This is a genomic window from Kluyvera genomosp. 3, from assembly GCF_011765685.1.
GTDB classification, from domain to species: domain Bacteria; phylum Pseudomonadota; class Gammaproteobacteria; order Enterobacterales; family Enterobacteriaceae; genus Kluyvera; species Kluyvera georgiana_A.
In genome coordinates this window covers 1,830,347-1,853,239 of record NZ_CP050321.1, presented here as the reverse complement: position 1 = coordinate 1,853,239, position 22,893 = coordinate 1,830,347, and the positions used below count along the sequence as shown (strand labels likewise).

Here is a 22,893-nt window from a genome sequence, read left to right as displayed (position 1 = left end):
GGGCAAATTGTACCTGCTCCGTCAGGCAACGACCACCGGGAGCGCAAAAACGCCCCTGAAAAGGGGCGCTAATCGATTAAATAGAGTTTACATCAGGCTTTGTGATGCAGGTAATCGCTTAAGCGCGAGAACAGCCCACCTTTGCCAACGCTCTCCAGCGTCACCAGCGGCCACTGCGCCACCACTTTATCGCGGTCGAGCAGTTGGATTTCCCCCACCCGCTGATGAGCAGCCAGCGGCGCTTCCAGCTCTTTTTTATCCAGCACGTATTTGGCTTTAATATTCGGCACTTCGGCTTTCGGCAGCGCTAACCAGAAATCCTGATCGGTACCGAGAGCAATCTTTTCTTTATCGCCATACCAGATACGCTCGGTCCCGACCTTTTTACCGTTTTGCAGAACCTGCACGGTATCAAAGTTTTGCTGGCCCCAGCGCAGCAGCGTGCGGGCCTGGTCTTCACGACCTTTCGGGCTGTCGGCGCCCATCACGACGGCAATCAGACGACGCTGGCCGTCCACCGATGACGCGATCAGGTTAAACCCGGCACCGGAAGTATGCCCGGTTTTCAGGCCGTCAATGTGCATGGTTTTTTCCCACAGCAGGCCGTTACGGTTCTGTTGGGTGATACCGTTCCACGTCAGGCTCTTCTCGCTGTACATATGATAGAACTCTGGCTCGCCGTGAATAATCGCGCGCGAAAGCACTGCCAGATCGTAAGCCGAGCTGTGCTGGCCCGGTGCATCAAGGCCATGGACGGTTTCAAAGTGCGTGTCGCGCAGATTCAGCTTCTGCACGTAGTCATTCATCATTTTGACAAACTGCGGTTGGCCGCCGGCCACGTAGTCCGCCAGCGCCGCACAGGCGTCATTGCCGGAATCCACTATCAGGCCACGGCTCAGATCGCGAACCGAAACGCGGTCGCCCGCTTTCAGGAACATGAGCGACGAACCATTAAACACCGGGTTAGCCGCCGCCCAGGCATCACGCCCGACGGTGACGATGTCGTCCGGCGTGATGCGATGGCTATCAATAGCCCGATCCACCACGTAGCCGGTCATGAGCTTAGTCAGACTGGCTGGATTGCGCTGCTGATGTTCATTACCTGCGGTTAAAATCTGCCCGGTTGTATAATCCATAAGTACCCACGAACCCGCTTTAATCGCGGGCGGGGTGACAGCAGGCATTGCGATATTGTCGGCAAATGCACACGAAACGCTCGAAGCGAGCAAAGAAACGGCAACAAGAAAACGGGCTTTCAACGGAACATCCTCAACTTTTACAAATTCGCCGTCCTTTTTACGGAAGTTTGTGCCTCATGACAGGGCTAAATTGCAAGAAAATATGACATATCTCTATTTTCACACAAAAAAATCCCCTGCGTGACGGATTCCAGAAACGGTTCTGGCGCTTCTGATGCCAGGCTAAATCGTTTACCATGGACATTCAATGCCATACACGGACACAGTTAACGCCATGCAAGAGACCTCCAGCGCGCCGGGATTCCTGTTTCACGACTATGAAACGTTCGGAACCAGCCCTTCCCTCGACAGACCCGCGCAGTTCGCCGCTATTCGTACCGATAAGGACTTCAATATCATCGGTGAGCCGGAGGTTTTTTACTGTAAGCCGGCGGACGACTATCTGCCGCAGCCGGAAGCGGTGTTAATTACCGGCATCACCCCGCAGGAAGCGCGCGCCAAAGGCGAGAATGAATCGGCATTTGCCAAACGTATTCACGATATTTTCACGGTGCCGGAAACCTGCGTGGTGGGCTACAACAACGTCCGCTTTGATGATGAAGTGACGCGCAATATTTTCTACCGTAACTTTTACGATCCTTACGCCTGGAGCTGGCAAAACCGCAATTCGCGCTGGGATCTGCTTGACGTGATGCGCGCCTGCTATGCCCTGCGCCCGGACGGCATCAACTGGCCGGAAAACGACGACGGTCTGCCGAGCTTCCGCCTGGAACATCTCACCAAGGCCAACGGCATTGAGCACAGCAACGCCCATGATGCGATGGCCGACGTTTACGCGACCATCGCCATGGCGAAGCTGGTGAAGGCCCAGCAGCCGAAGCTTTTTGATTATCTGTATGCCTACCGGGGCAAAAACAAGCTGATGACGCTGATTGACGTCCCGCAGATGAAACCACTGGTGCATGTCTCGGGAATGTTTGGCGCCTGGCGCGGAAACACCAGCTGGATTGCGCCGCTGGCCTGGCATCCGGATAACCGCAATGCGGTGATCATGGTCGACCTGGCGGGCGACATTGCCCCGCTGCTCGAGCTGGACGCCGATACGCTGCGCGAGCGTCTGTATACGCCGAAGGCCGAGCTCGGCGACACCTCGCCGGTGCCGATTAAGCTGGTGCATCTGAATAAGTGCCCGGTGCTGGCACAGGCCAATACCCTACGGCCAGAAGACGCCGACCGTTTAGGCATTAACCGACAGCACTGCCTGGATAACCTGAAACTGCTGCGCGATAACCCGCAAGTGCGCGAGAAGGTGGTGGCGATATTTGCTGAAGCCGAGCCGTTTGTCGCATCGGACAACGTCGACGCCCAGCTATATAACGGTTTCTTTAGCGACGCCGACCGCGCGGCGATGAAAATCGTGCTGGAGACTGAACCGCGCAATCTGCCGGCGCTGGACATTACCTTCGCCGACCCGCGTATTGAGAAGCTGCTGTTTAACTTCCGCGCGCGCAATTTCCCCGGCACGCTGGATGAAAACGAGCAACAGCGCTGGCTGGAACACCGTCGGCAGATCTTCACCCCGGAATTTTTACAGGCCTACGCCCAGCAACTGGAGATGTTGTACGGTCAGTATGAGGGGAATAACGAGAAGCTATCGCTGCTGAAGGCGCTGTATCAGTACGTGCAGGAGATTGTTTAATTCAACGCAGCGACGCCGGAAAATCTTCCCGGCGTCGCTTGATGCCTGGGGCATTATTTCTGTACGGTGATGGTCCACGCCGCATCGCCAGACTGCTGATAGTCCGTGACCGTAAAGCCCTCTTCCGCCGCCCACTGCGGGATGGCTTCCGTCGCCTGAGTACAGTCGAACTCAATCACCAGCTGGTCGCCGCTGGCCAGTTCCGCCATCGCCGCCTTCGCTTCAATTAACGGGAACGGGCAAACCTGCGTGACTACGTCCAGTTTCTTCACAACCATTTTTTCTACTCCTTAAGCCGTCGCGGTTTTCAGTTTTGCTTTCCGCTGCGGGCGAACATACAACATCCACGACGCGCACCACACGCCGAGAATCATAAATACCAGGCCAATCCAGCCCTGCCAGGTCATCATCGCCGTCATCACCAGGCCGTTGCCGATCGAGCAGCCGCCGGCAATGCTGGCACCGAAGCCCATCAGCACGCCGCCGCTGGCGCTACGCAGCGTGGTGCTGGCATCGGCAGCGCGGACGCGGAATTCGCGGCTAGCTTTCGCGGCGATAAACGAGCCAATAAAGATCCCCAGCACCAGGAAGACGCCCCAGTTGAGGTACTTGCTGTCACCCCCCACCAGGAACTGCAGGATATTGGCGGTCGGCGAGGTAATGCCAAGGCCAAACATACGTCCGGTGGCCTCACTCAGCGGCCAGGCCAGCAGGGCGATAAGGCCTATCAGCACCGCGGTCACAAACGGATGCCAACGCTTTTCAAACAGCAGATGCGCCAGGCCAGTGCGGCGCGGCGGCAGAGAGGCAACCTTGAGCTTTGGTTTGCGCAGCTCTTTGCGCACAAACCACAGCGTCACCACCACTAGCAGCGCAATAATCGGCCAGACGGAGATATTCAGGGTTTCGGCAATGCCGTTGTGGGCTGTCGTGTGTTGACCGAGGAATTGGTTGAGCCCAGCCGCGTGCGGTGAACGCATAATCGCGCTCATCACCATATAGGTGACCAGTGCAATCCAACTGCCAATCAGCCCTTCCCCGGCACGATACCAGGTGCCGGTGGCGCAGCCTCCCGCATAAACGATACCGATACCAAAAACAAATCCGCCCACCACGGTGCCGAGCCACGGGAATGCGCCCGCGTCGTACTGCACCAGGCCAAGCTGGATCAGCGCGAACACGCCGATACTCTGGATACAGATAGCAATCAACAGTGCGTAAAACATGCGGTTATTTTTGGTGATATACATATCGCGAAAGCCACCCGTCAGGCAGAAACGACCGCGCTGCATAACGAATCCCAGTAAAGCCCCGCAAATCATGCCACTTATTATCATGTGCAACATAAGAATCAATTAACTCAATATTATCAGTCTTAAAATTATTCCTGACCCCGCCGGACGGCTCCAATAACCAAAAGCTCTATATTATTCCCGACGGTTATTAATATTGATTTTTTAATCACTCCACAAACGTAAGACAAAAAAAAACCGGAGGCCCAGACCTCCGGTTTTGCAACCATCGTTTTTAAATTCAGTTATGCAACATCTTCGTACTGCGGAACCGGGTTGCGGAAGCTTTTGGTCACACAGGCCAGGTAGATCAGACCGATACCGGCCCAGATCAGGCCCAGAACCATAGAGCTCTCTTCCAGGTTCACCCACAGTGCGCCAACGGTCAGCGCGCCGCAGATTGGCAGGAACAGGTACTGGAAGTGATCTTTCAGCGTCTTATTACGCTTCTCACGGATCCAGAACTGAGAGATAACGGACAGGTTCACGAAGGTGAACGCCACCAGCGCACCAAAGTTAATCAGCGCCGTTGCCATCACCAGGTCGAAGTTAATCGCCAGCAGCGCAATCGCGCCAACCAGGATGATGTTCATCGCCGGGGTGCGCCAGGTTGGATGCACATAGCCGAAGAAGCTTTTCGGGAACACGCCATCACGACCCATCACGTACATCAGACGCGCCACACCCGCATGCGCCGCCATACCGGAAGCCAGCACGGTAATGGTGGAGAAGATCAGCGCGCCAACCTGGAAGGCTTTACCCGCCACGTACAGCATGATTTCAGGCTGTGAGGCGTCCGGATCTTTGAAGCGAGAGATATCCGGGAAGTAGAGCTGCAGGAAATAGGTGGAGAAGATAAAGATCAGGCCACCAATCAGCGCCGTCAGGAAGATAGCACGCGGAATCACACGCTCAGCGTCTTTGGTTTCTTCGGACAGGTTGCTGATACCGTCAAAACCGGTAAAGGAGAAGCACAGAATCGTGGCCCCGGTAATCATAGGGATCACGTGCGCATCACCCGACCAGAACGGACGGTTGCTTGCCAGCGTACCGGCACCTTCGCCGTGCGCCACGCCATAAATCACCATACCCAGGATCACGGCAATCAGTACCACCTGGAACACCACGATCACGGTGTTAAAGTTGGCGACAGATTTGATGCTGCGCAGGTTAAAGGCGGTCATAAAGGCAACCAGTGCAATCACGAATACCCATGACGGTATCGACGGCACCAGCGCTTCGAAATAGATTTTTGCCAGCAGAATGTTGATCATCGGCGCGAACAGATAGTCGAGCAGCGAAGACCAACCCACCATAAAGCCAACGGTCGGGCTAATGGATTTCTGGGCATAAGTGTAGGCAGAGCCCGCCGAAGGATAACGGCGCACCAGCTTACCGTAGCTCAGCGCGGTGAACAGAATCGCCACCAGAGCGAAGGCATAAGCTGTTGGCACGTGACCATCGGTCATGCCAGATACGATACCGAACGTATCAAACAGCGTCATCGGCTGCATATAGGCCAGGCCCATCATAACAACCGGAATAAGCGTAAGCGTTTTACGTAATTCCACGCGAGAGGTGTTTGGAGTAACGTTATGCGACACGGTCAGTCTCCATTACGGCGATGGCCGGCGCAAAATTGAAAAATTGCCCCATTTTTTTTCTGTTTCCTCAGCGACAACGACTGTCGTTTTTTAAGTAAGTATCTATCCGGTACGAAGCCCGGCCTCTTTAATTTGATGGTTGTTTTGATGTAAAAAAAATAACCGACGCGGCAAGCACGTCGGTTAATCTCAATTTTTTACATTCGACATATTTTGCCCCAAACGGTAGCAAAAAGACAAGCCGCTGAGAGCATAATCAGCACGTCTTCTCGTCTAAACGACTGATAATTCAGCAACTCCCGAATCATAAATCTCATCAATAGCACTATTTGCTAAAACAGAGGCGATTATTCCATCGGCATACGTAACGGGTCAGGATACTGATACTCAAAGCCGAGCTCGCGGCAAATGAGATTACCGTCGATGATTTTGCCTTTTCCATTACCGCTGTCGCTAAAGCTCGGAACCGCTAACCCCAGCTCGCGCGCCATTTGCGGATAGAAAATACCGCGAGCGGGATGCAACGGCGCACAAATGTTATAAATGTGTCCACCCTTCGGCGCCTGTAATAAAAGCGTAATAGCAGAAACAACATCTTCCAGATGGACGAGATTCACGCCGTGCTGACCATCCGGCGCGGATTTACCTGCGAAGAAACGTCCCGGATGCCGATCCGGCCCCACCAGCCCCGCCAGACGCAGAATATCCACCGACGTCCCCGGCAATTGATGAAGCCAGTCTTCCAGCTCTTTTAATACCCTGCCGCTAGCGGTAACCGGTTCACGCGGCGTGCTCTCTTTTACCAGCCCTTCTTCTTTACCGTAGACCGAAGTGGAGCTGGTAAAGATAATGCGCGGAATCTGGTGCGCCAGCGCGGAGTCCACAATCTCCTGCACCGCCTGATGATAGAAATCTTCGCCCGGGCCGCTGCGGCGCGCGGGGAGCGTAATGACCAGCGCGTCAACATTCATTAAGGCATCAAGGTCATCAGCCTCACAGACCAGCTGCGGATCGAGCCGCAACGGATAGCTATCAATCCCGCACATCCGTGCGGCTTCCACGCCATCCTCTGTCGTTTTACTGCCCGTTACCTGCCAGCCGCGCGCCATCAACGACAGCGCCAGCGGCATACCCAGCCACCCTAAACCGACAATTGCCACCTTCTTCATTGCGCTATCTCCTGGTTCATCCTGCACTCCTCTCATAAGGCTACGCCACAGCGAGAAAACTGACAATTTATAGTGGTAACATGAATTGATTTAATGAATGAAAAAAGCACTTGCGCTCAACGACAAAAGTGGTTTAGGTTAAAAGACATCAAGTGAATAGTCATTCAACGAGAAATTTATGAGCCGCGTTCAATTTAAACACCACCATCATCACCATCATCCTGACTAGTCTTTCAGGCGATGTGTGCTGGGAGACATTCAGATCTTCCAGTGGTGCATGAACGCAAGAGAGCCCCCGGAAGATCATCTTCCGGGGGCTTTTTTTTTGAACCAAATTCAGCAGGGTAATGAGGAATACAGAATGTTAGATAACAGCCGTTTACGCATAGCTATTCAGAAATCAGGCCGCCTGAGCGATGATTCACGCGAATTACTGGCCCGTTGTGGTATCAAAATCAATCTCCACACCCAGCGCCTGATCGCGATGGCGGAGAACATGCCGATCGATATCCTGCGCGTTCGCGATGACGATATTCCGGGGCTGATTATGGATGGCGTGGTCGATCTCGGCATTATCGGTGAAAACGTGCTGGAAGAAGAGCTGCTGAGCCGCCGCGCTCAAGGCGAAGACCCGCGCTACTTTACCCTGCGTCGTCTGGACTTCGGCGGCTGCCGTCTGTCGCTGGCGACCCCGGCGGATGAAGCCTGGAACGGCCCGGCTGCGCTCGACGGCAAACGTATTGCCACCTCTTACCCGCACCTGCTCAAACGTTATCTCGACCAGAAAGGCATCAGCTTTAAATCCTGCCTGCTGAACGGCTCTGTTGAAGTGGCCCCGCGTGCCGGTCTGGCCGACGCCATCTGCGACCTGGTATCAACCGGCGCGACGCTGGAAGCCAACGGCCTGCGTGAAGTAGAAGTGATGTTCCGCTCTAAAGCCTGCCTGATTCAACGCGACGGCGAGATGAGCGACGCCAAGCAGCAGTTGATTGACCGTCTGTTAACCCGTATTCAGGGCGTGATTCAGGCGCGCGAATCGAAATACATCATGATGCACGCGCCAACCGAACGCCTGGAAGAAGTGATTGCCCTGCTGCCTGGCGCCGAGCGCCCAACCATTCTGCCGCTGGCAGGCGACCAGCAGCGCGTGGCGATGCACATGGTCAGCAGCGAAACCCTGTTCTGGGAAACCATGGAAAAACTGAAGTCCCTGGGTGCCAGCTCGATTCTGGTACTGCCGATTGAGAAGATGATGGAGTAACCGCCATGAGCTTCAATACCCTGATTGACTGGAACCGCTGTAGCCCCGAAGAACAGCAGGCGCTGTTAATGCGCCCGGCCATTTCCGCTTCCGACAGCATCACCCGTACGGTGGCCGAAATTCTGGAAAACGTTAAAAATAACGGCGATAAAGCGCTGCGTGAATACAGCGCGAAGTTTGATAAAACCGAGGTTGGCGCGCTGCGCGTGACTGAGGAAGAAATTCAGCAGGCCGCAGGCCGTCTGAGCGACGAACTGAAGCAGGCGATGCAGGCTGCGGTGCGCAACATCGATACCTTCCACACCGCGCAGATTCTGCCGCCGGTGGATATCGAAACTCAACCGGGCGTGCGCTGCCAGCAGGTCACCCGCCCTATCGCCTCCGTGGGGCTTTATATTCCGGGTGGTTCAGCGCCGCTGTTCTCCACCGTATTAATGCTGGCCACTCCGGCGCGCATCGCCGGCTGTAAAAAAGTGGTGCTGTGCTCGCCGCCGCCGATTGCCGATGAGATTCTGTATGCGGCGCAGCTGTGCGGCGTCAAAGAGGTATTTAACGTCGGCGGCGCACAGGCCATTGCCGCGCTGGCGCTGGGCACCGAGTCTATTCCGAAGGTGGATAAAATCTTCGGGCCAGGCAATGCGTACGTCACCGAAGCGAAACGCCAGGTCAGCCAGCGTCTCGACGGCGCGGCCATCGACATGCCAGCAGGCCCGTCTGAAGTACTGGTCATCGCCGACAGCGGCGCCACGCCGGACTTTGTCGCCTCCGACCTGCTCTCTCAGGCCGAGCACGGCCCGGACTCACAGGTGATTCTGCTGACGCCGGACGCGAAACTTGCCGAAGGCGTGGCCGAGGCCGTAGAACGCCAGCTTGCCGAGCTTTCCCGCGCCGATACCGCGCGTCAGGCCCTCTCTGCCAGCCGCCTGATTGTGGCCAACGATCTGGCGCAGTGCGTGGCGATCTCCAACGCCTACGGCCCAGAACACCTGATTATTCAGACCCGCAACGCGCGTGAACTGGTTGATGAAATCACCAGCGCCGGTTCGGTATTCCTTGGCGACTGGTCGCCGGAATCGGCTGGCGACTACGCCTCCGGCACCAACCACGTGCTGCCGACCTACGGTTACACATCCACCTGTTCCAGCCTGGGACTGGCGGATTTCCAGAAACGGATGACCGTTCAGGAATTATCCCGTGACGGGTTCTCGGCCATTGCCGCCACCATTGAAACGCTGGCCGCCGCCGAGCTGCTGACCGCCCATAAAAATGCCGTTACCCTGCGCGTGAACGCCCTGAAGGAGCAAGCATGAGCATTGAACAGTTAGCCCGCGACAACGTTCGCGCCCTGACCCCGTATCAGTCGGCGCGCCGCCTTGGCGGTAAAGGCGACGTCTGGCTGAACGCCAACGAATATCCGACGGCGGTGCCGTTCGAACTCAGCCAGCAAACGCTGAACCGCTACCCGGAATGCCAGCCCAAAGCGGTGATTGAAAATTACGCTGCCTATGCGGGCGTCAAGCCGGAGCAGGTGCTGGTTAGCCGCGGCGCGGATGAAGGCATTGAACTGCTGGTACGCGCGTTTTGCGAACCGGGCCGCGATGCGGTGCTGTTCTGCCCGCCGACCTACGGCATGTACAGCGTCAGCGCTGAGACCATCGGCGTCGAATGCCGCACCGTGCCGACCAAAGCCGACTGGCAGCTGGATCTGCCGGCGATTGCCGACAGTCTGGCCAACGTGAAAGTGGTTTACGTATGCAGTCCGAACAACCCAACCGGGCAGATTATCAACCCACAGGATTTCCGTACGCTGCTGGAGATGACCCGTGACAAAGCGCTGGTTGTCGCCGATGAGGCCTATATTGAGTTCTGCCCGCAGGCCACGCTGGCCGGCTGGCTGGCCGAGTACCCGCATCTGGTAATTCTGCGCACGCTGTCCAAAGCCTTTGCGCTAGCGGGGCTGCGCTGCGGCTTTACGCTGGCAAATGAAGAGGTGATCGCGCTATTAATGAAGGTGATTGCGCCGTACCCGCTCTCGACCCCGGTTGCCGATATTGCAGCCCAGGCGCTTAGCGCGCAAGGAATCGCCGCCATGCGCGAACGCGTCGCGCAAATCCTGAATGAACGTCAGTACCTGGTGGATGCGCTGCGCACCATCGACTGCGTCGAGCAGGTATTTGATTCCGAGACCAACTACGTACTGGCTCGTATTAAAGCCTCAAGCAGCGTATTTAAATCTTTATGGGATCAAGGCATTATCTTACGTGACCAGAATAAACAACCTTCTTTAAGCGGCTGTTTGCGCATCACTATCGGCACTCGCGAAGAGAGCCAGCGCGTGATTGACGCTTTGAAAGCGGAGACCGTATGACCCAGAAGTTTCTCTTTATCGATCGCGATGGCACCCTGATTTCCGAACCGCCGAGCGACTATCAGGTAGACCGTTTCGATAAACTGGCCTTCGAGCCGGACGCCATTCCCGAACTGCTGAAGCTGCAAAAAGCGGGTTTTAAGCTGGTGATGATCACCAACCAGGACGGGCTGGGCACCGACAGCTTCCCGCAGGCGGATTTCGACGGCCCGCACAACCTGATGATGCAGGTCTTTACCTCGCAGGGCGTGGTGTTTGACGATGTGCTGATCTGCCCGCACCTGCCGGCCGACAACTGCGAATGCCGCAAGCCGAAAACGCAGATGGTTACCGCCTGGCTGGCGGACGGCGTGATGGACGCTGCCAACAGCTACGTGATTGGCGACCGCGCCACCGACGTCGAACTGGCCAACAATATGGGCATCACCGGCCTGCGCTACAACCGCGAAACGCTTAACTGGGCGGCGATTGGCGAGCAGTTGACCCGCCGCGACCGCTACGCCCACATTGAGCGCAACACCCGCGAAACGCAGATTGATGTCGAAGTGTGGCTGGATCGCGAAGGCGGCAGCAAAATTAACACCGGCGTTGGTTTCTTCGACCACATGCTGGACCAGATCGCCACCCACGGCGGTTTCCGTATGAACATTACCGTGAAAGGCGACCTCTATATTGACGATCACCACACGGTGGAAGATACCGGCCTGGCGCTGGGCGAAGCGCTGAAAGTCGCGCTGGGCGATAAGCGCGGCATTAACCGTTTCGGCTTCGTGCTGCCGATGGACGAATGCCTGGCCCGCTGTGCGCTGGATATTTCCGGCCGTCCGCACCTCGAGTACAAAGCCGAGTTTACCTATCAGCGCGTAGGCGACCTGAGCACCGAGATGATCGAGCACTTCTTCCGCTCGCTCTCGTATGCCATGGGCGTCACCCTGCACCTGAAAACCAAAGGCAAAAACGATCACCACCGTGTGGAGAGCCTGTTTAAAGTCTTTGGCCGCACGCTGCGCCAGGCGATCCGAGTGGACGGCAATGCCCTTCCCTCCTCAAAAGGAGTGCTGTGATGAATGTGGTTGTCCTTGATACCGGCTGCGCCAACCTCAATTCGGTGAAAGCGGCGATTGCCCGTCACGGCTACGAGCCGGTGGTCAGCCGTGACCCGGATGTGGTGCTGCGCGCTGACAAACTGTTCCTGCCCGGCGTGGGCACCGCGCAGGCGGCGATGGATCAGATTCACGAACGCGACCTGGTCGAGCTGATTAAAGCCTGCACCCAGCCGGTGCTGGGCATTTGCCTCGGCATGCAGCTGTTGGGACGCCGCAGTGAAGAAACAAACGGCGTCGACCTGCTGGGAATTATTGACCAGGACGTGCCGAAAATGACCGACCACGGCTTGCCGCTGCCACACATGGGCTGGAACCGCGTTTATCCAAAGGCGGGCGACCGTCTGTTCCGCGGTATTGAGGACGGCGCGTATTTTTACTTCGTTCACAGCTACGCGATGCCGGTCAATGAATACACCATCGCGCAATGCCACTACGGTGAAGCGTTTACCGCCGCAGTACAGAAAGATAACTTTTACGGCGTGCAGTTTCACCCCGAACGCTCCGGCGCGGCGGGCGCACAGCTGCTGAAAAACTTCCTGGAGATGTAATGATCATTCCGGCTTTAGATTTGATTAACGGCACCGTGGTACGCCTGCATCAGGGTGATTACGGACAGCAGCGCGACTACGGCACCGATCCGCTTCCCCGTTTACAGGACTACGCGGCTCAGGGTGCCGAAGTGCTGCACCTGGTTGATTTAACCGGTGCGAAAGACCCGGCACAGCGCCAGATTCCGCTGCTGAAAACCCTGGTTGCCGGCGTGAACGTGCCGGTACAGGTTGGCGGCGGCGTGCGCACCGAAGATGACGTCGCGGCACTGCTGGACGCGGGTGTGGCGCGCGTGGTGGTCGGCTCAACGGCGGTGAAATCGCCGGAAGTGGTGAAATGCTGGTTCCAGCGCTTTGGCGCTGAGCACCTGGTGCTGGCGCTGGACGTGCGCATCGACGATAGCGGCGCCAAACAGGTGGCGGTGAGCGGCTGGCAGGAGAATTCCGGCGTCACGCTGGAAGAGCTGGTTGAGACCTATCTGCCCGTGGGGCTTCAGCACGTGCTGTGCACCGATATTTCCCGCGACGGCACGCTGGCAGGTTCCAACGTTTCGCTGTATGAAGAGGTCTGCGCCCGCTATCCGCAGGTGGCGTTCCAGTCCTCCGGCGGCATTGGCGATCTTAACGATATCGCCGCCCTACGCGGCACCGGCGTGCGCGGCGTGATTGTCGGCCGCGCGCTGCTGGAAGGTAAATTCAACGTAACGGAGGCCATCCAATGCTGGCAAAACGGATAATTCCTTGTCTTGATGTGCGTGATGGTCAGGTTGTTAAGGGCGTGCAGTTCCGCAATCACGAGATCATCGGCGATATCGTCCCGCTGGCCAAACGCTACGCTGACGAAGGCGCGGATGAACTGGTGTTCTACGATATCACCGCCTCCAGCGATGGCCGCGTGGTTGATAAAAGCTGGGTTTCCCGTGTTGCCGAAGTGATTGATATTCCGTTCTGCGTGGCGGGCGGCATTAAGTCCATTGACGATGCGGCGCGCATTCTCTCCTTCGGCGCCGATAAAATTTCCATCAACTCCCCGGCGTTAGCCGACCCGGAGCTGATCACCCGTCTGGCGGACCGCTTCGGCGTGCAGTGCATCGTGGTGGGGATTGATACCTGGTATGATGCAGACACCGGCAAATATCACGTCAATCAATACACCGGCGATGAAAGCCGCACCCGCGTAACCCAATGGGAAACGCTGGACTGGGTGCAGGAAGTGCAGAAACGCGGCGCGGGCGAGATCGTCCTCAATATGATGAACCAGGACGGCGTGCGTAACGGCTACGACCTGGAGCAGTTGAAAAAAGTGCGCGATGTTTGCCGCGTACCGCTGATCGCCTCTGGCGGTGCGGGGACCATGGAACACTTCCTCGAAGCGTTCCGTGATGCCGATGTTGACGGCGCGCTGGCAGCCTCGGTATTCCACAAACAGATTATTAATATTGGTGAACTAAAAGCGTACCTGGCAACACAGGGCGTGGAGATTCGGGTATGTTAACTGAACAACTGGACTGGCAAAAAACCGACGGACTGATGCCCGCCATTATCCAACACGCGGTATCCGGTGAAGTGCTGATGCTGGGCTATATGAACGAGGAAGCGCTGGCCAAAACGCAGGAAACGGGCAAAGTGACCTTTTTCTCGCGCACCAAACAGCGCCTGTGGACCAAGGGTGAAACCTCAGGCCACTTCCTCAATGTGGTAAGCATCGCGCCCGACTGCGACAACGACACCCTATTGATTCTGGTCAATCCGATTGGCCCGACTTGCCATAAAGGCACCTCAAGCTGCTTTGGCGACACCAGCCACCAGTGGCTGTTCCTGTATCAGCTTGAGCAGCTGCTGGCTGAGCGTAAAAGCGCCGACCCGGCAAGTTCGTACACCGCTAAGCTGTATGCCAGCGGCACCAAGCGTATCGCGCAGAAAGTAGGCGAAGAAGGCGTGGAAACCGCGCTGGCCGCCACGGTGCACGATAAGTTTGAGCTGAAAAATGAGGCGTCGGATTTGATGTATCACCTGCTGGTGCTGTTGCAGGATCAGGAGCTGGATTTGACGGCGGTGATTGAGAATTTGCGGGAACGGCATAAGTAAATTAAAGCGAAGCAAAGATGAAATAACCACTCAATAAATAATTATTTTTTTATATTTATAAAACCCACTATCGAAGATAGGTGGGTTTTATAATACCCTTGGAATAACTGTTGCATTAGCTTTTTCTAACAACTTATATAGTAATTCAATCTACCCTTTCAGTTACTCAGACGTAAGAATCAGAATACCGACAATACGGTAAAAGTTGACAGCAAAACACAACCTATAAGAAAACACAAAAAAGTTGTGTGAGTTGTTCTTTTTAAATTTTGGAAGTAACGCTCAAGCATCACACAAAAAAATAAAAAGGGTTACCGAATAATATAGTTTTCTTTATTGATAAGATTCTCAATAAATTTATAACTTAGATATGCCACTGCGATGGATATAAACAACAAACTCACTTTATGGTTTTCCATCCAGACTAAACCATATCTATTTATAATATATAACCCTACATGAAATATCAGAAGATGAGATAAGTACAGTGAGTATGATATCTTCCCGAAGAAGACAAAGACAAAATTCAAGGCCCCAAACAACTTATTTTCATTACACAATGCCAATAGCAGCACCATGCCAAAGATAATACTTACGACAAGGCTTACAAAAGGTTGAGCCGATGTTATTGATGTTGGGATTAAGATTCCAGAAAAAATCAAGAAAAGAGCAATGATATTAAAATGCAAAGATGAAAGTAATCCAATCTTATCCTTAATAAGTAAGAATACATTTTCCTGGCTAATTCTCCACATAACCAATCCTATAAACAGCCCATGAATTCTAAACATCCAAAAATAATCAAATGTCCATATGGCCGACAACGACAATATCAAACATATACTAACAACAATTTTCCAGAACCAAGGCCCTGACAAATAAATAATAATAGGAAGGGCCAAGTAAAACTGACCTTCGAGACCAAGGGACCACCAATACCCAAGAGCATTCTGGTGGTTGTTATTAAAGAAATTACCCATAAATACTAAATTTGATGAAACAAATCTAAAAACATCAGATATATTTTGGAAAATACCTATATTGATCCAATATTTGGACATAATTAATATTACAGCACTCCAAAAAAGCATCGCTGGGAATAAACGCAGAAATCGTCTGGCGTAGAAGTTGTATGCTTTTAATAGATCAAAATGATGTAAATCTACTTTTGATAAATAAGTACTCCCCATCAAAAAGCCAGATATTATGAAGAAAACGTCAACACCTCGACCAAAGTCAAAAAAGTGCTGCAACTCAAAAAGAGGGGAAATAAAAAAAGAATGAGCGATTATTACCAAAACAATTGCAGAACCACGCAAAGCTTCTATGTTTTGTATCTTATTATTTTTTTTCATTGAGAATTCCGTTAGTCATCCAGAAATTTATTCTTCAATTTAATATGAAAAAATCAAGTCCCTCACAACAAGGGAATCACAAGTTATAAATCATTAAATAATAAAACGCCATCCAAACTGGCTAATATTGGTTTAAAGTTAAATCAATAGAAACATCATTGTAAATTATTTTCTCAGAATTATATAATAAACTACCAGAGCAGACAGTGCATAATCAAAATTAACTATAGTAATTAGAAATTAGCTCATTAACATGTGCATCCATCGTTTTAACTCTATCACGGTGAAAATGCTTCCAATAATCCTGTAAAGATACATCAGAGTTTAAGAGTGCTTCTATTTTATTGATAAATGAATCCGAATCACCAGCTTTGAACATAAAATCATTAGAAGAACTCAGCTCAGAAGCCCCACCTAAATTGCTAGCAAGAACAGGAACTCCATTCGACACAAATTCGTAAGTAATTTGTGGTAAATTATCCTCCCACATAACAGGAACTAATCCCAGATCAACTGGCCGCAAAATTTCTGATATGTCTGACTGAGAATATCCGTCATAGATGACAATTGAATAGAATTTGGACTTCATATTCATTAGCCTGTCATAGGACTGCGGATCAGTAATCGGAGCAGCCAAGATAAAGGAAATATTTTTGGCTAAGCTTTGAGGCATTTTTTCTAATGTATCTAACAAAAAATAAAAACCTTTATCAAAGCGCATATATCCTAAATAAGCGATAGTCAAATGGTCTTTGTTTTTTTGGCATACTTTATAGTTATCATTCATTTTATCAGCATGCTTCGTCCCGATATAAGAAACCTGGCAAATATCGCTATTAACCCCCATATTAACAGCAATCTGCTTAACTCTCTCAGAAACTGCTAAGACAGAATCAAAACTATTATTGATATAATGAACAAACTTCTCTCGTCTAATTCTATGATCCGGTAATAAAACATCCTCATTTCTAGAAATATCATTTCTAGAAATAATTTTGTGCATTATTTTTTTGGTAGGATAAATTAAACGCTTCAATTTATGGGTTATAGGCCTATCTCCGAGAAGATCTTCTATCATAATCTCAATTTTAATGACAGATGTGTTAACCTTAAAAATATTACAATCTAAACATTTTTTCCCATCAGCAAAATCAATACAATTCTCTCTATCTTTATGCCAAAGATTAACCTGAGCGCAAAAAGGGAAATAATTGTGCAAACTAAGAACGAATTTGGTATTTGGCCAATCATGCTTAGCATCTAGCCAAGTAGCTGGGAATCCCTCCATGTTATTAAAGTGGATAACATCAAATCCACCTTTTTTTCTTAAGAAATCAAAAAATACATCACGCGATTTATTTTCCGAAAAATATTTATTTACCTCATCAAAAGAATAAAAACTTGGCGCCATGACTTCGGAGTTAATAATCTCATACTCGTCCAACTTTTCAAATAAAGGAGATTTCACATGCCTTATTTTCACACCGGGTGATATAGGCGAATAAATATACCCTGCCGTGAGGTAAGTAACTTTATGTCCTTTATTAATCGAGGAGTCAATTAGATTCTTTTGATATATACTAACACCACCACCTTTAGTATGGAAGAAGCGGCTAGGAACCCAGTTGATATAAAGAATATTCATTACTTACCTTCCCAGAAATCTTTTGACTCAAACGTTGTTAAAGAAGAAAGATACAATTTGCGGAGTTTTTTTCTCTTGAATGTAATTTTGGCTGAAAGATAAATAGATTTTAAAAAAAGCTTCCAGAATAAAGGTCTATTTCTTCTCACTAAAAATCCTTTTTCGAGTTCAGGTGAGAAATAAACTATTTCTTGTGTTCTTAAGGATGCATATGGATTAGCCGTCATTCCATAAATATATTTTCGACCTTTATTTACAGCTAGTGGAAGCAAGTTGCCACCAAGAGTTAATGCCACTAAAAATTTCTTTTTCAGACCATATCCAATACCAGAAGACCTGAAATCATAACCAGAAACACTAATAGACTCTATGCTACCAGCCTTATCTGAAATTTCTTTCAGCCGAGTAGCCATTTTGATATTTTTTTTCCAGAAATCAGGGCCTATTAGAACATCTTTAATGCTCTCATTAAGAGCTGAGGCGATTGTATATTTAAAGCCTAGTAGTTCAAAAAGAATACGTTTATGAATATTTATAAATAATGAAAATGCACTACTCAAACGCTCAGAATATACAATGTTTATCATTAAAAAACTTCTAAAGGCTAAATATTCAACCGTAGGAGATATTTTTGCATCGAATGACTCCTGCCATGAACAAAGACCATTCAACATAATTGGTTTAAATTTGTTTCGAAGAGAGAATGTAACATCATCGCCTCGAACAAAAAAAGGAAATGAAAACTTCAACCCTTGAATATTTGGAAATATAAAGAACCACCAAGGCCCATAATCGGCGGATTCGACAAAGTTATTGAAAAAATGATTCGATTCATAACGTAGATCCATATTCATATTTCTTGGTACTAAATTGAAACCTTGTATTTTGGCGCCGGCCTCATACTGTATATATGGTTTCTTTTCATAGAGCATAGCTCCACCCAAAGAAGTATTCGGATCAAGTGCGTATGATAAAAATGATATTGCTTTTACAATTGACTCTGGATGACATAAAGCATCATCATCTATAAACATTGTATGAGTATGATTTCTTTCTTGACTATTCAATAGTCCCGTCATAAATCCACCACTACCGCCAGTGTTCTCATTTTTCACAACTGTGACAAAATCATTTCCTGAAAAAGGAATGTCTTCTCCATTATTGATCACATATAGTTTCGTGTGAGATAAAAGTTCATCATTATCTGACAATTTTTTTATTAAATTTAGAACTTGCTCTTGACGATTAAATGTTGTGGTGACTATGCCAAGATATATTTCTCTTTTTTTCTCCGTATATGTTACATATTCAACCCCTGAAATTATTGAGTCTTCATATGCCATAAACTCTACAAATAATGTCGCATATTTATTAGAGATAATATCAAAAGGTATATTAACCCCTGAGAAAGCGCCATCTATCATCTTTTCCAGTATTAATGTTTTCCCATTCAAATTCTGGCCAAAAATGCGTAAAACGCCCTTCCCTTTAAGTAAGTGTAATTTAACTTCAATATCGTCAATAGAAGTTTTTTCCAAAAAAACTTTGAGTGGGAATGCATTAAAATATGAATTAAAATTAACCAAGCCACCTTTAAAGACAAATAATTTTTTATTTTCCTGAATGGAAAAACCTGTGCCTGAAAAATATAAATCACGTTCTTCTTGACTATTAAAAACAGGCCAAAAAAGTCTTTGTAATACAGAGTGATACATACTTAACCTTCTCAATAATATGGTTAAAACTTAATAAAAAACCACCTAAACACTAGGTGGCATTAGCGCGCCAAATCCAGACACAGAGAATAAACCTTTAGCACGCTCTTCACAGAGGATAACCAGAACTCTTTAAATTTACATTTATTCTAAAATAATTACTCATCATTTATAACGGTTTCCACTAATGAGCAACCTACGTTCCCAAATTGAATCTCTATATTTTTATTGAAAAAAGTTGCTTAACAAGTGAAGCGTTATTTATCATTGTAATTATCTTATAACATAGAAATTTGATAGCCTTATTCATTCATAGGATTATTTATCAAGATATTATTTAGAGCGTGGAACCAAGGCTATTCCAATACTCAGGGAAAAATATATTCTAAACATTAGAATAATTTCAGAGTGCAATTTTGTCTAAATTGATATATTGGAGAGATAACAAATTCATTTTTTACGAGCAATCTTATTGTCAGCATCAGTAATTTATAGGTCTCATAAAGAACAATTGTTCATACCGTTACAAAAAACTCAACAAACCTCATATCAAGCATGAATACTCAATAAGTATGGAAGTAATTATCCATAATAATTGGAGATATAGAGTCATATTGAGACGATAATAAGCAGCAATGATATTAGTATTGCATTTATTATATATTTTAAAACAAATATAGCTGCAGGGTTTGTTTAATCACAATTTCTGAGGAATATTTAGATTCAATGAGTGCTCTAGCTTTTAATCCCATTTCTTGTCTAACTTTTGGATTCTCTATTAGCCATTGGAGTTTTTCAGCCAGTTGTATAATATTTTTTTTCTCAATAACAATACCATTTACACCATTTTGTATTAAACTACTACATCCACCAATATTATAAGTTATGGCAACCCGCCCTACAGAACCCGCTTCGAGGAGGATGCGCGGTATACCTTCTGCATATACAGAAGGCAATGCAACTATATTTGAAGCACGTATAAGCTCACTAATATCACTACGAGTGCCTAACCAAGTGATATCTCCTGCAATACTCCATGATTCAATCTGTTCTAAACTAATAGCATCACTATCGTTCTCCACAATAATCCCAGCAACAAGAATCTCAAAACTGGTCCCATTTAACTCAAGTATTTTTTTTACCTTTAATAAATCTGCCAGCCCCTTGCTCCATAACATACGACTAGCAAATAGTACCTTTACCGGTAAATCGTTACTTTCTTCATGATATGAGAAATGTTTTAAGTTAATCCCAGCACCATCAATAATAACTGTCTTATGGGGTTCCATTTTTATTAATTTCAAGATTCTATCTTGATCGGCTTTATGTTCAAATGTAAGTTTGCAATTAATTCCAGAAAACAGTACGCGATATAGATGAATTATTATGTAGCGTAAGATTCTATATACTGTGGATGTATTCTCAAAGACACGCCCTAATCCAACGAAGCTATATACTAAGCGCTTCTTTCTTATTTTGCACCATAAACAACTTATTACCCCTGGTTTAATAGTTATGCAATGTAATATGTCAGGATTTAGTTTGTTTAATAGTTTAAATGCCCGTAAACAGTCACAAGCGAACTGAAATGGATTTATTTTTTTCTCATTAATATTACTTTCATAACACTTGATTCCAATACTTTCTAATCTTTGGAAAAGATCGTCATTATCAAATCTAGCGACTAATAGCACCTCATATCCAGCCTGAATAGCCGAGTTAGCACGTTCCAACCAATGCAACTCAAAATACCATGCAGAATTAATGAAATAACATAACTTTTTCTTTTCCATGGTAGAAGAATTACCTTCCCGCTTTATGTTTATATATTCCGTCACGAACTCCACCGATGATCTTCTTAATATATTTTATACTTTCAGGATGCCTGAATGCTAATAGAGTATATTTTATCAATCTTAGCGTTATATACATCCAATCAAATGGTGAGCCATTTCCAAAGAAGGATTTAGAATAAATCATATTCCTTATAAGATAATATACTTTCCATGGCGGTATGTGAGTGCTTCTACTATTTACATCATGAACCACGATTACCTTGGAAAGAAAAATTATCGGTACATTATTTAATCTCAAATGATGGCCGAAATAAACGTCATCAAAATATATGAAAAGCTCATCATAAATATATTTAGTTGAGTCCGCTAGTATAGCTATGCTTATTATCATGCCAACAAAGGATACACTAACTACACTTTCATTTTTAGTAGCATCTGGAATATATCGGTTTGGGTCAAGTTGATACTCTATATTTTCTCTAAATCCGTGAGGATGTTTTCTCCATGGAATATTCATTTTACAGCGAACGCCTGAAGTATCTACAATATTGCAAGCATATACTGTATTATTATTTAATTCTTCAGTCTTAATTCTGGAAAAAAAATCATCATTTGGATAAGCATCATCATCGTAAAAGAGTACCCAATCCGTATCCAAATTTTTGACAATCCATTCAGCCCCTAACTTAAAGCCGCCGGCTCCCCCTGTATTGACAGTACTGGACAAAACTATCAATCGTTCATTAATGATATTATTAAGCCATTCAGCAGTTCCATCCGTAGAACCATTGTCAACAATAACTACAAATTTAAAAGGCAACGCTAAGGTTGCCTCAACTGTTTTCTTTAATTTATCTAACCTATTATAGGTGACAATTAGAGAAGATATATTCATCTAACTTGTACCGTAAACACAGGCATCACAGTACTGGTCTCGAGTGAATTCAGATAAATTCTCGCTGTTTTCAATGCCTCTGCAATAGTGACATCCATATCCAGATAGCGATAGGTACCTAAGCGACCAATAAAGGTGATGTTATCTTCCTTTTCAGCTTTATCCAGGTAACTGTCCAGCAGTGCCATCTCGCCTACCTGGCGAATCGGATAGTAAGGGATATCATTTGGTTCACACTTACGACTAAATTCACGGTAACAAATTGATTTATCATGTTGCTCCCAAGGCGCAAAATATTTATGTTCAGTGATTCGAGTGTAAGGAACGGCTTGTTCGCCGTAATTCATTACGGCACATCCTTGCACATCGCCATCAGCGCGGAACATATCAAAATCTAACGTACGATAACCTAAGCGACCTAACTCATAATTATAGAAACCATCCAGTGCGCCGCTAAAGAATACATGATCGTATTCGTCACGCGACGCATGATCAAAGTTAGTATTCAACGTAGTTGTGATATTACTGTGGTCGAGAATTTTCTCAACGATCTCAGTATATCCATCCTTCGGCATCCCTTGGTATTTATGATTGAAATAGTTATCATCATAATTAAAGCGGACGGGTAAGCGTTTCAGAATAGATGCTGGAAGCTCTGAAGGTGACATTCCCCATTGCTTAATGGTGTAACCTTTAAAGAAAGCCTCATACAATTCACGACCTACAAAGCGTAATGCTTGCTCTTCGAAAGTTGTTGGCTCAACAATACTCTTATCACTTTTCTCTTCGATCAACTTGCGAGCTTCTTCAGGATTGCAAGTTGTTTTGAAAAACTGATTAATTGTGTGCAAATTGATTGGCAGAGAAAACACTTGGCCATTTACTGTCGTTTTTACCCGATTAGTATAAGGCATCATTTCTGTAAATTGTGAGATATATTCCCAAACTTCAGCATTATCGGTATGGAATATATGTGGGCCATAAGTATGTACCATGACACCAGTTTCATTATCGCGTTCACTATAACAGTTTCCTGCGATATGGGAACGACCATCAATAATACTAATTTTATGACCAGCTTCTGCCAGAATACGGCCAATAACTGCCCCAGAGAAACCCGCACCAACAATTAAAATATTCTTTTGCATCATTT

The 22,893-nt window shown here is 48.0% G+C and carries 21 protein-coding genes and 1 other annotated feature; of the genes, 10 read left to right on the top strand and 11 right to left on the bottom strand.

Going from position 1 to position 22,893, the window contains the following annotated elements; translation table 11 throughout:
* Positions 1–92: 92 nt before the first annotated feature.
* A complete protein-coding gene (gene dacD / locus GY169_RS08570; RefSeq protein ID WP_167575493.1) occupies positions 93–1,259 on the bottom strand; it encodes a serine-type D-Ala-D-Ala carboxypeptidase DacD in 1,167 nt (388 codons plus the stop codon).
* A 214-nt stretch (positions 1,260–1,473) separates the two neighbouring features.
* On the opposite strand from dacD, the gene sbcB reads away from it, so the two are divergent.
* Complete coding sequence (gene sbcB / locus GY169_RS08565; RefSeq protein ID WP_167577263.1) at positions 1,474–2,898, top strand: exodeoxyribonuclease I; 1,425 nt, start codon at positions 1,474–1,476, stop codon at positions 2,896–2,898.
* A gap of 53 nt (positions 2,899–2,951) precedes the next feature.
* Here sbcB and tsuB read toward each other — a convergent pair whose 3' ends face one another.
* The 4 genes from tsuB to GY169_RS08545 form a co-directional block, all read right to left on the bottom strand.
* Positions 2,952–3,176, bottom strand: a complete 225-nt coding sequence (gene tsuB, locus GY169_RS08560; RefSeq protein WP_001575873.1) for a thiosulfate utilization sulfurtransferase TsuB/YeeD — start codon at positions 3,174–3,176, stop codon at positions 2,952–2,954.
* A gap of 12 nt (positions 3,177–3,188) precedes the next feature.
* Positions 3,189–4,244 carry a thiosulfate utilization transporter TsuA/YeeE gene (tsuA, locus tag GY169_RS08555; protein ID WP_167575492.1) on the bottom strand — a complete coding sequence of 352 codons (1,056 nt, stop codon included), beginning with the start codon at positions 4,242–4,244 and terminating at the stop codon, positions 3,189–3,191.
* A gap of 191 nt (positions 4,245–4,435) precedes the next feature.
* On the bottom strand, positions 4,436–5,794 hold the full coding sequence (plaP, locus tag GY169_RS08550; RefSeq protein ID WP_001575875.1) for a putrescine/proton symporter PlaP: 1,359 nt from the start codon (positions 5,792–5,794) through the stop codon (positions 4,436–4,438).
* A 347-nt stretch (positions 5,795–6,141) separates the two neighbouring features.
* Positions 6,142–6,963, bottom strand: a complete 822-nt coding sequence (locus GY169_RS08545) for an SDR family oxidoreductase (protein ID WP_115203819.1) — start codon at positions 6,961–6,963, stop codon at positions 6,142–6,144.
* Between the two features lie 178 nt (positions 6,964–7,141).
* On the opposite strand from GY169_RS08545, the gene hisL reads away from it, so the two are divergent.
* From hisL to hisIE, 9 genes are all read left to right on the top strand, one after another.
* On the top strand, positions 7,142–7,192 hold the full coding sequence (gene hisL / locus GY169_RS08540) for a his operon leader peptide (protein WP_071594744.1): 51 nt from the start codon (positions 7,142–7,144) through the stop codon (positions 7,190–7,192).
* Positions 7,168–7,289, top strand: a sequence feature (His leader region). (Overlaps the previous gene by 25 nt.)
* 35 nt (positions 7,290–7,324) lie before the next feature.
* Entirely contained in the window at positions 7,325–8,224 is a 900-nt protein-coding gene (gene hisG, locus GY169_RS08535; RefSeq protein ID WP_001575878.1) for an ATP phosphoribosyltransferase, read from the top strand.
* 5 nt (positions 8,225–8,229) lie between these two features.
* Positions 8,230–9,534, top strand: a complete 1,305-nt coding sequence (gene hisD / locus GY169_RS08530; RefSeq protein ID WP_167575491.1) for a histidinol dehydrogenase — start codon at positions 8,230–8,232, stop codon at positions 9,532–9,534.
* A complete protein-coding gene (gene hisC, locus GY169_RS08525) occupies positions 9,531–10,592 on the top strand; it encodes a histidinol-phosphate transaminase (protein ID WP_167575490.1) in 1,062 nt (353 codons plus the stop codon). The genes hisD and hisC overlap by 4 nt, the downstream gene beginning before the upstream one ends.
* Positions 10,589–11,656 (top strand): bifunctional histidinol-phosphatase/imidazoleglycerol-phosphate dehydratase HisB, encoded by a 1,068-nt coding sequence (gene hisB, locus GY169_RS08520; RefSeq protein ID WP_167575489.1) that lies wholly within the window; start codon positions 10,589–10,591, stop codon positions 11,654–11,656. The genes hisC and hisB overlap by 4 nt, the downstream gene beginning before the upstream one ends.
* Positions 11,656–12,246: an imidazole glycerol phosphate synthase subunit HisH gene (gene hisH / locus GY169_RS08515; RefSeq protein WP_001575883.1), complete on the top strand. Its 591-nt coding sequence runs from the start codon at positions 11,656–11,658 to the stop codon at positions 12,244–12,246. The genes hisB and hisH overlap by 1 nt, the downstream gene beginning before the upstream one ends.
* On the top strand, positions 12,246–12,983 hold the full coding sequence (hisA, locus tag GY169_RS08510) for a 1-(5-phosphoribosyl)-5-[(5-phosphoribosylamino)methylideneamino]imidazole-4-carboxamide isomerase (RefSeq protein WP_167575488.1): 738 nt from the start codon (positions 12,246–12,248) through the stop codon (positions 12,981–12,983). The genes hisH and hisA overlap by 1 nt, the downstream gene beginning before the upstream one ends.
* Positions 12,965–13,741 carry an imidazole glycerol phosphate synthase subunit HisF gene (hisF, locus tag GY169_RS08505; RefSeq protein ID WP_001575887.1) on the top strand — a complete coding sequence of 259 codons (777 nt, stop codon included), beginning with the start codon at positions 12,965–12,967 and terminating at the stop codon, positions 13,739–13,741. The genes hisA and hisF overlap by 19 nt, the downstream gene beginning before the upstream one ends.
* On the top strand, positions 13,735–14,334 hold the full coding sequence (gene hisIE, locus GY169_RS08500; RefSeq protein ID WP_167575487.1) for a bifunctional phosphoribosyl-AMP cyclohydrolase/phosphoribosyl-ATP diphosphatase HisIE: 600 nt from the start codon (positions 13,735–13,737) through the stop codon (positions 14,332–14,334). The genes hisF and hisIE overlap by 7 nt, the downstream gene beginning before the upstream one ends.
* A 311-nt stretch (positions 14,335–14,645) precedes the next feature.
* Here hisIE and GY169_RS08495 read toward each other — a convergent pair whose 3' ends face one another.
* The 6 genes from GY169_RS08495 to glf all read right to left on the bottom strand — a co-directional run bounded on the left by GY169_RS08495 (position 14,646) and on the right by glf (position 22,891).
* Positions 14,646–15,689, bottom strand: coding sequence for an acyltransferase family protein (locus tag GY169_RS08495; RefSeq protein WP_167575486.1), 1,044 nt, complete (start codon positions 15,687–15,689; stop codon positions 14,646–14,648).
* 220 nt (positions 15,690–15,909) lie between these two features.
* Positions 15,910–17,334: a glycosyltransferase gene (locus tag GY169_RS08490; protein ID WP_167575485.1), complete on the bottom strand. Its 1,425-nt coding sequence runs from the start codon at positions 17,332–17,334 to the stop codon at positions 15,910–15,912.
* The gene (locus GY169_RS08485; protein ID WP_167575484.1) at positions 17,334–19,049 is read right to left on the bottom strand and encodes a glycosyltransferase; all 1,716 of its coding nucleotides are present in this window, start codon (positions 19,047–19,049) and stop codon (positions 17,334–17,336) included. The genes GY169_RS08490 and GY169_RS08485 overlap by 1 nt, the downstream gene beginning before the upstream one ends.
* 665 nt (positions 19,050–19,714) lie before the next feature.
* A complete protein-coding gene (locus tag GY169_RS08480; protein WP_167575483.1) occupies positions 19,715–20,842 on the bottom strand; it encodes a glycosyltransferase family 4 protein in 1,128 nt (375 codons plus the stop codon).
* Between the two features lie 10 nt (positions 20,843–20,852).
* Positions 20,853–21,740, bottom strand: coding sequence for a glycosyltransferase (locus GY169_RS08475; RefSeq protein WP_167575482.1), 888 nt, complete (start codon positions 21,738–21,740; stop codon positions 20,853–20,855).
* Complete coding sequence (gene glf, locus GY169_RS08470; RefSeq protein WP_167575481.1) at positions 21,737–22,891, bottom strand: UDP-galactopyranose mutase; 1,155 nt, start codon at positions 22,889–22,891, stop codon at positions 21,737–21,739. Before glf ends, GY169_RS08475 begins: the two co-directional genes overlap by 4 nt.
* Positions 22,892–22,893 lie beyond the last annotated feature (2 nt).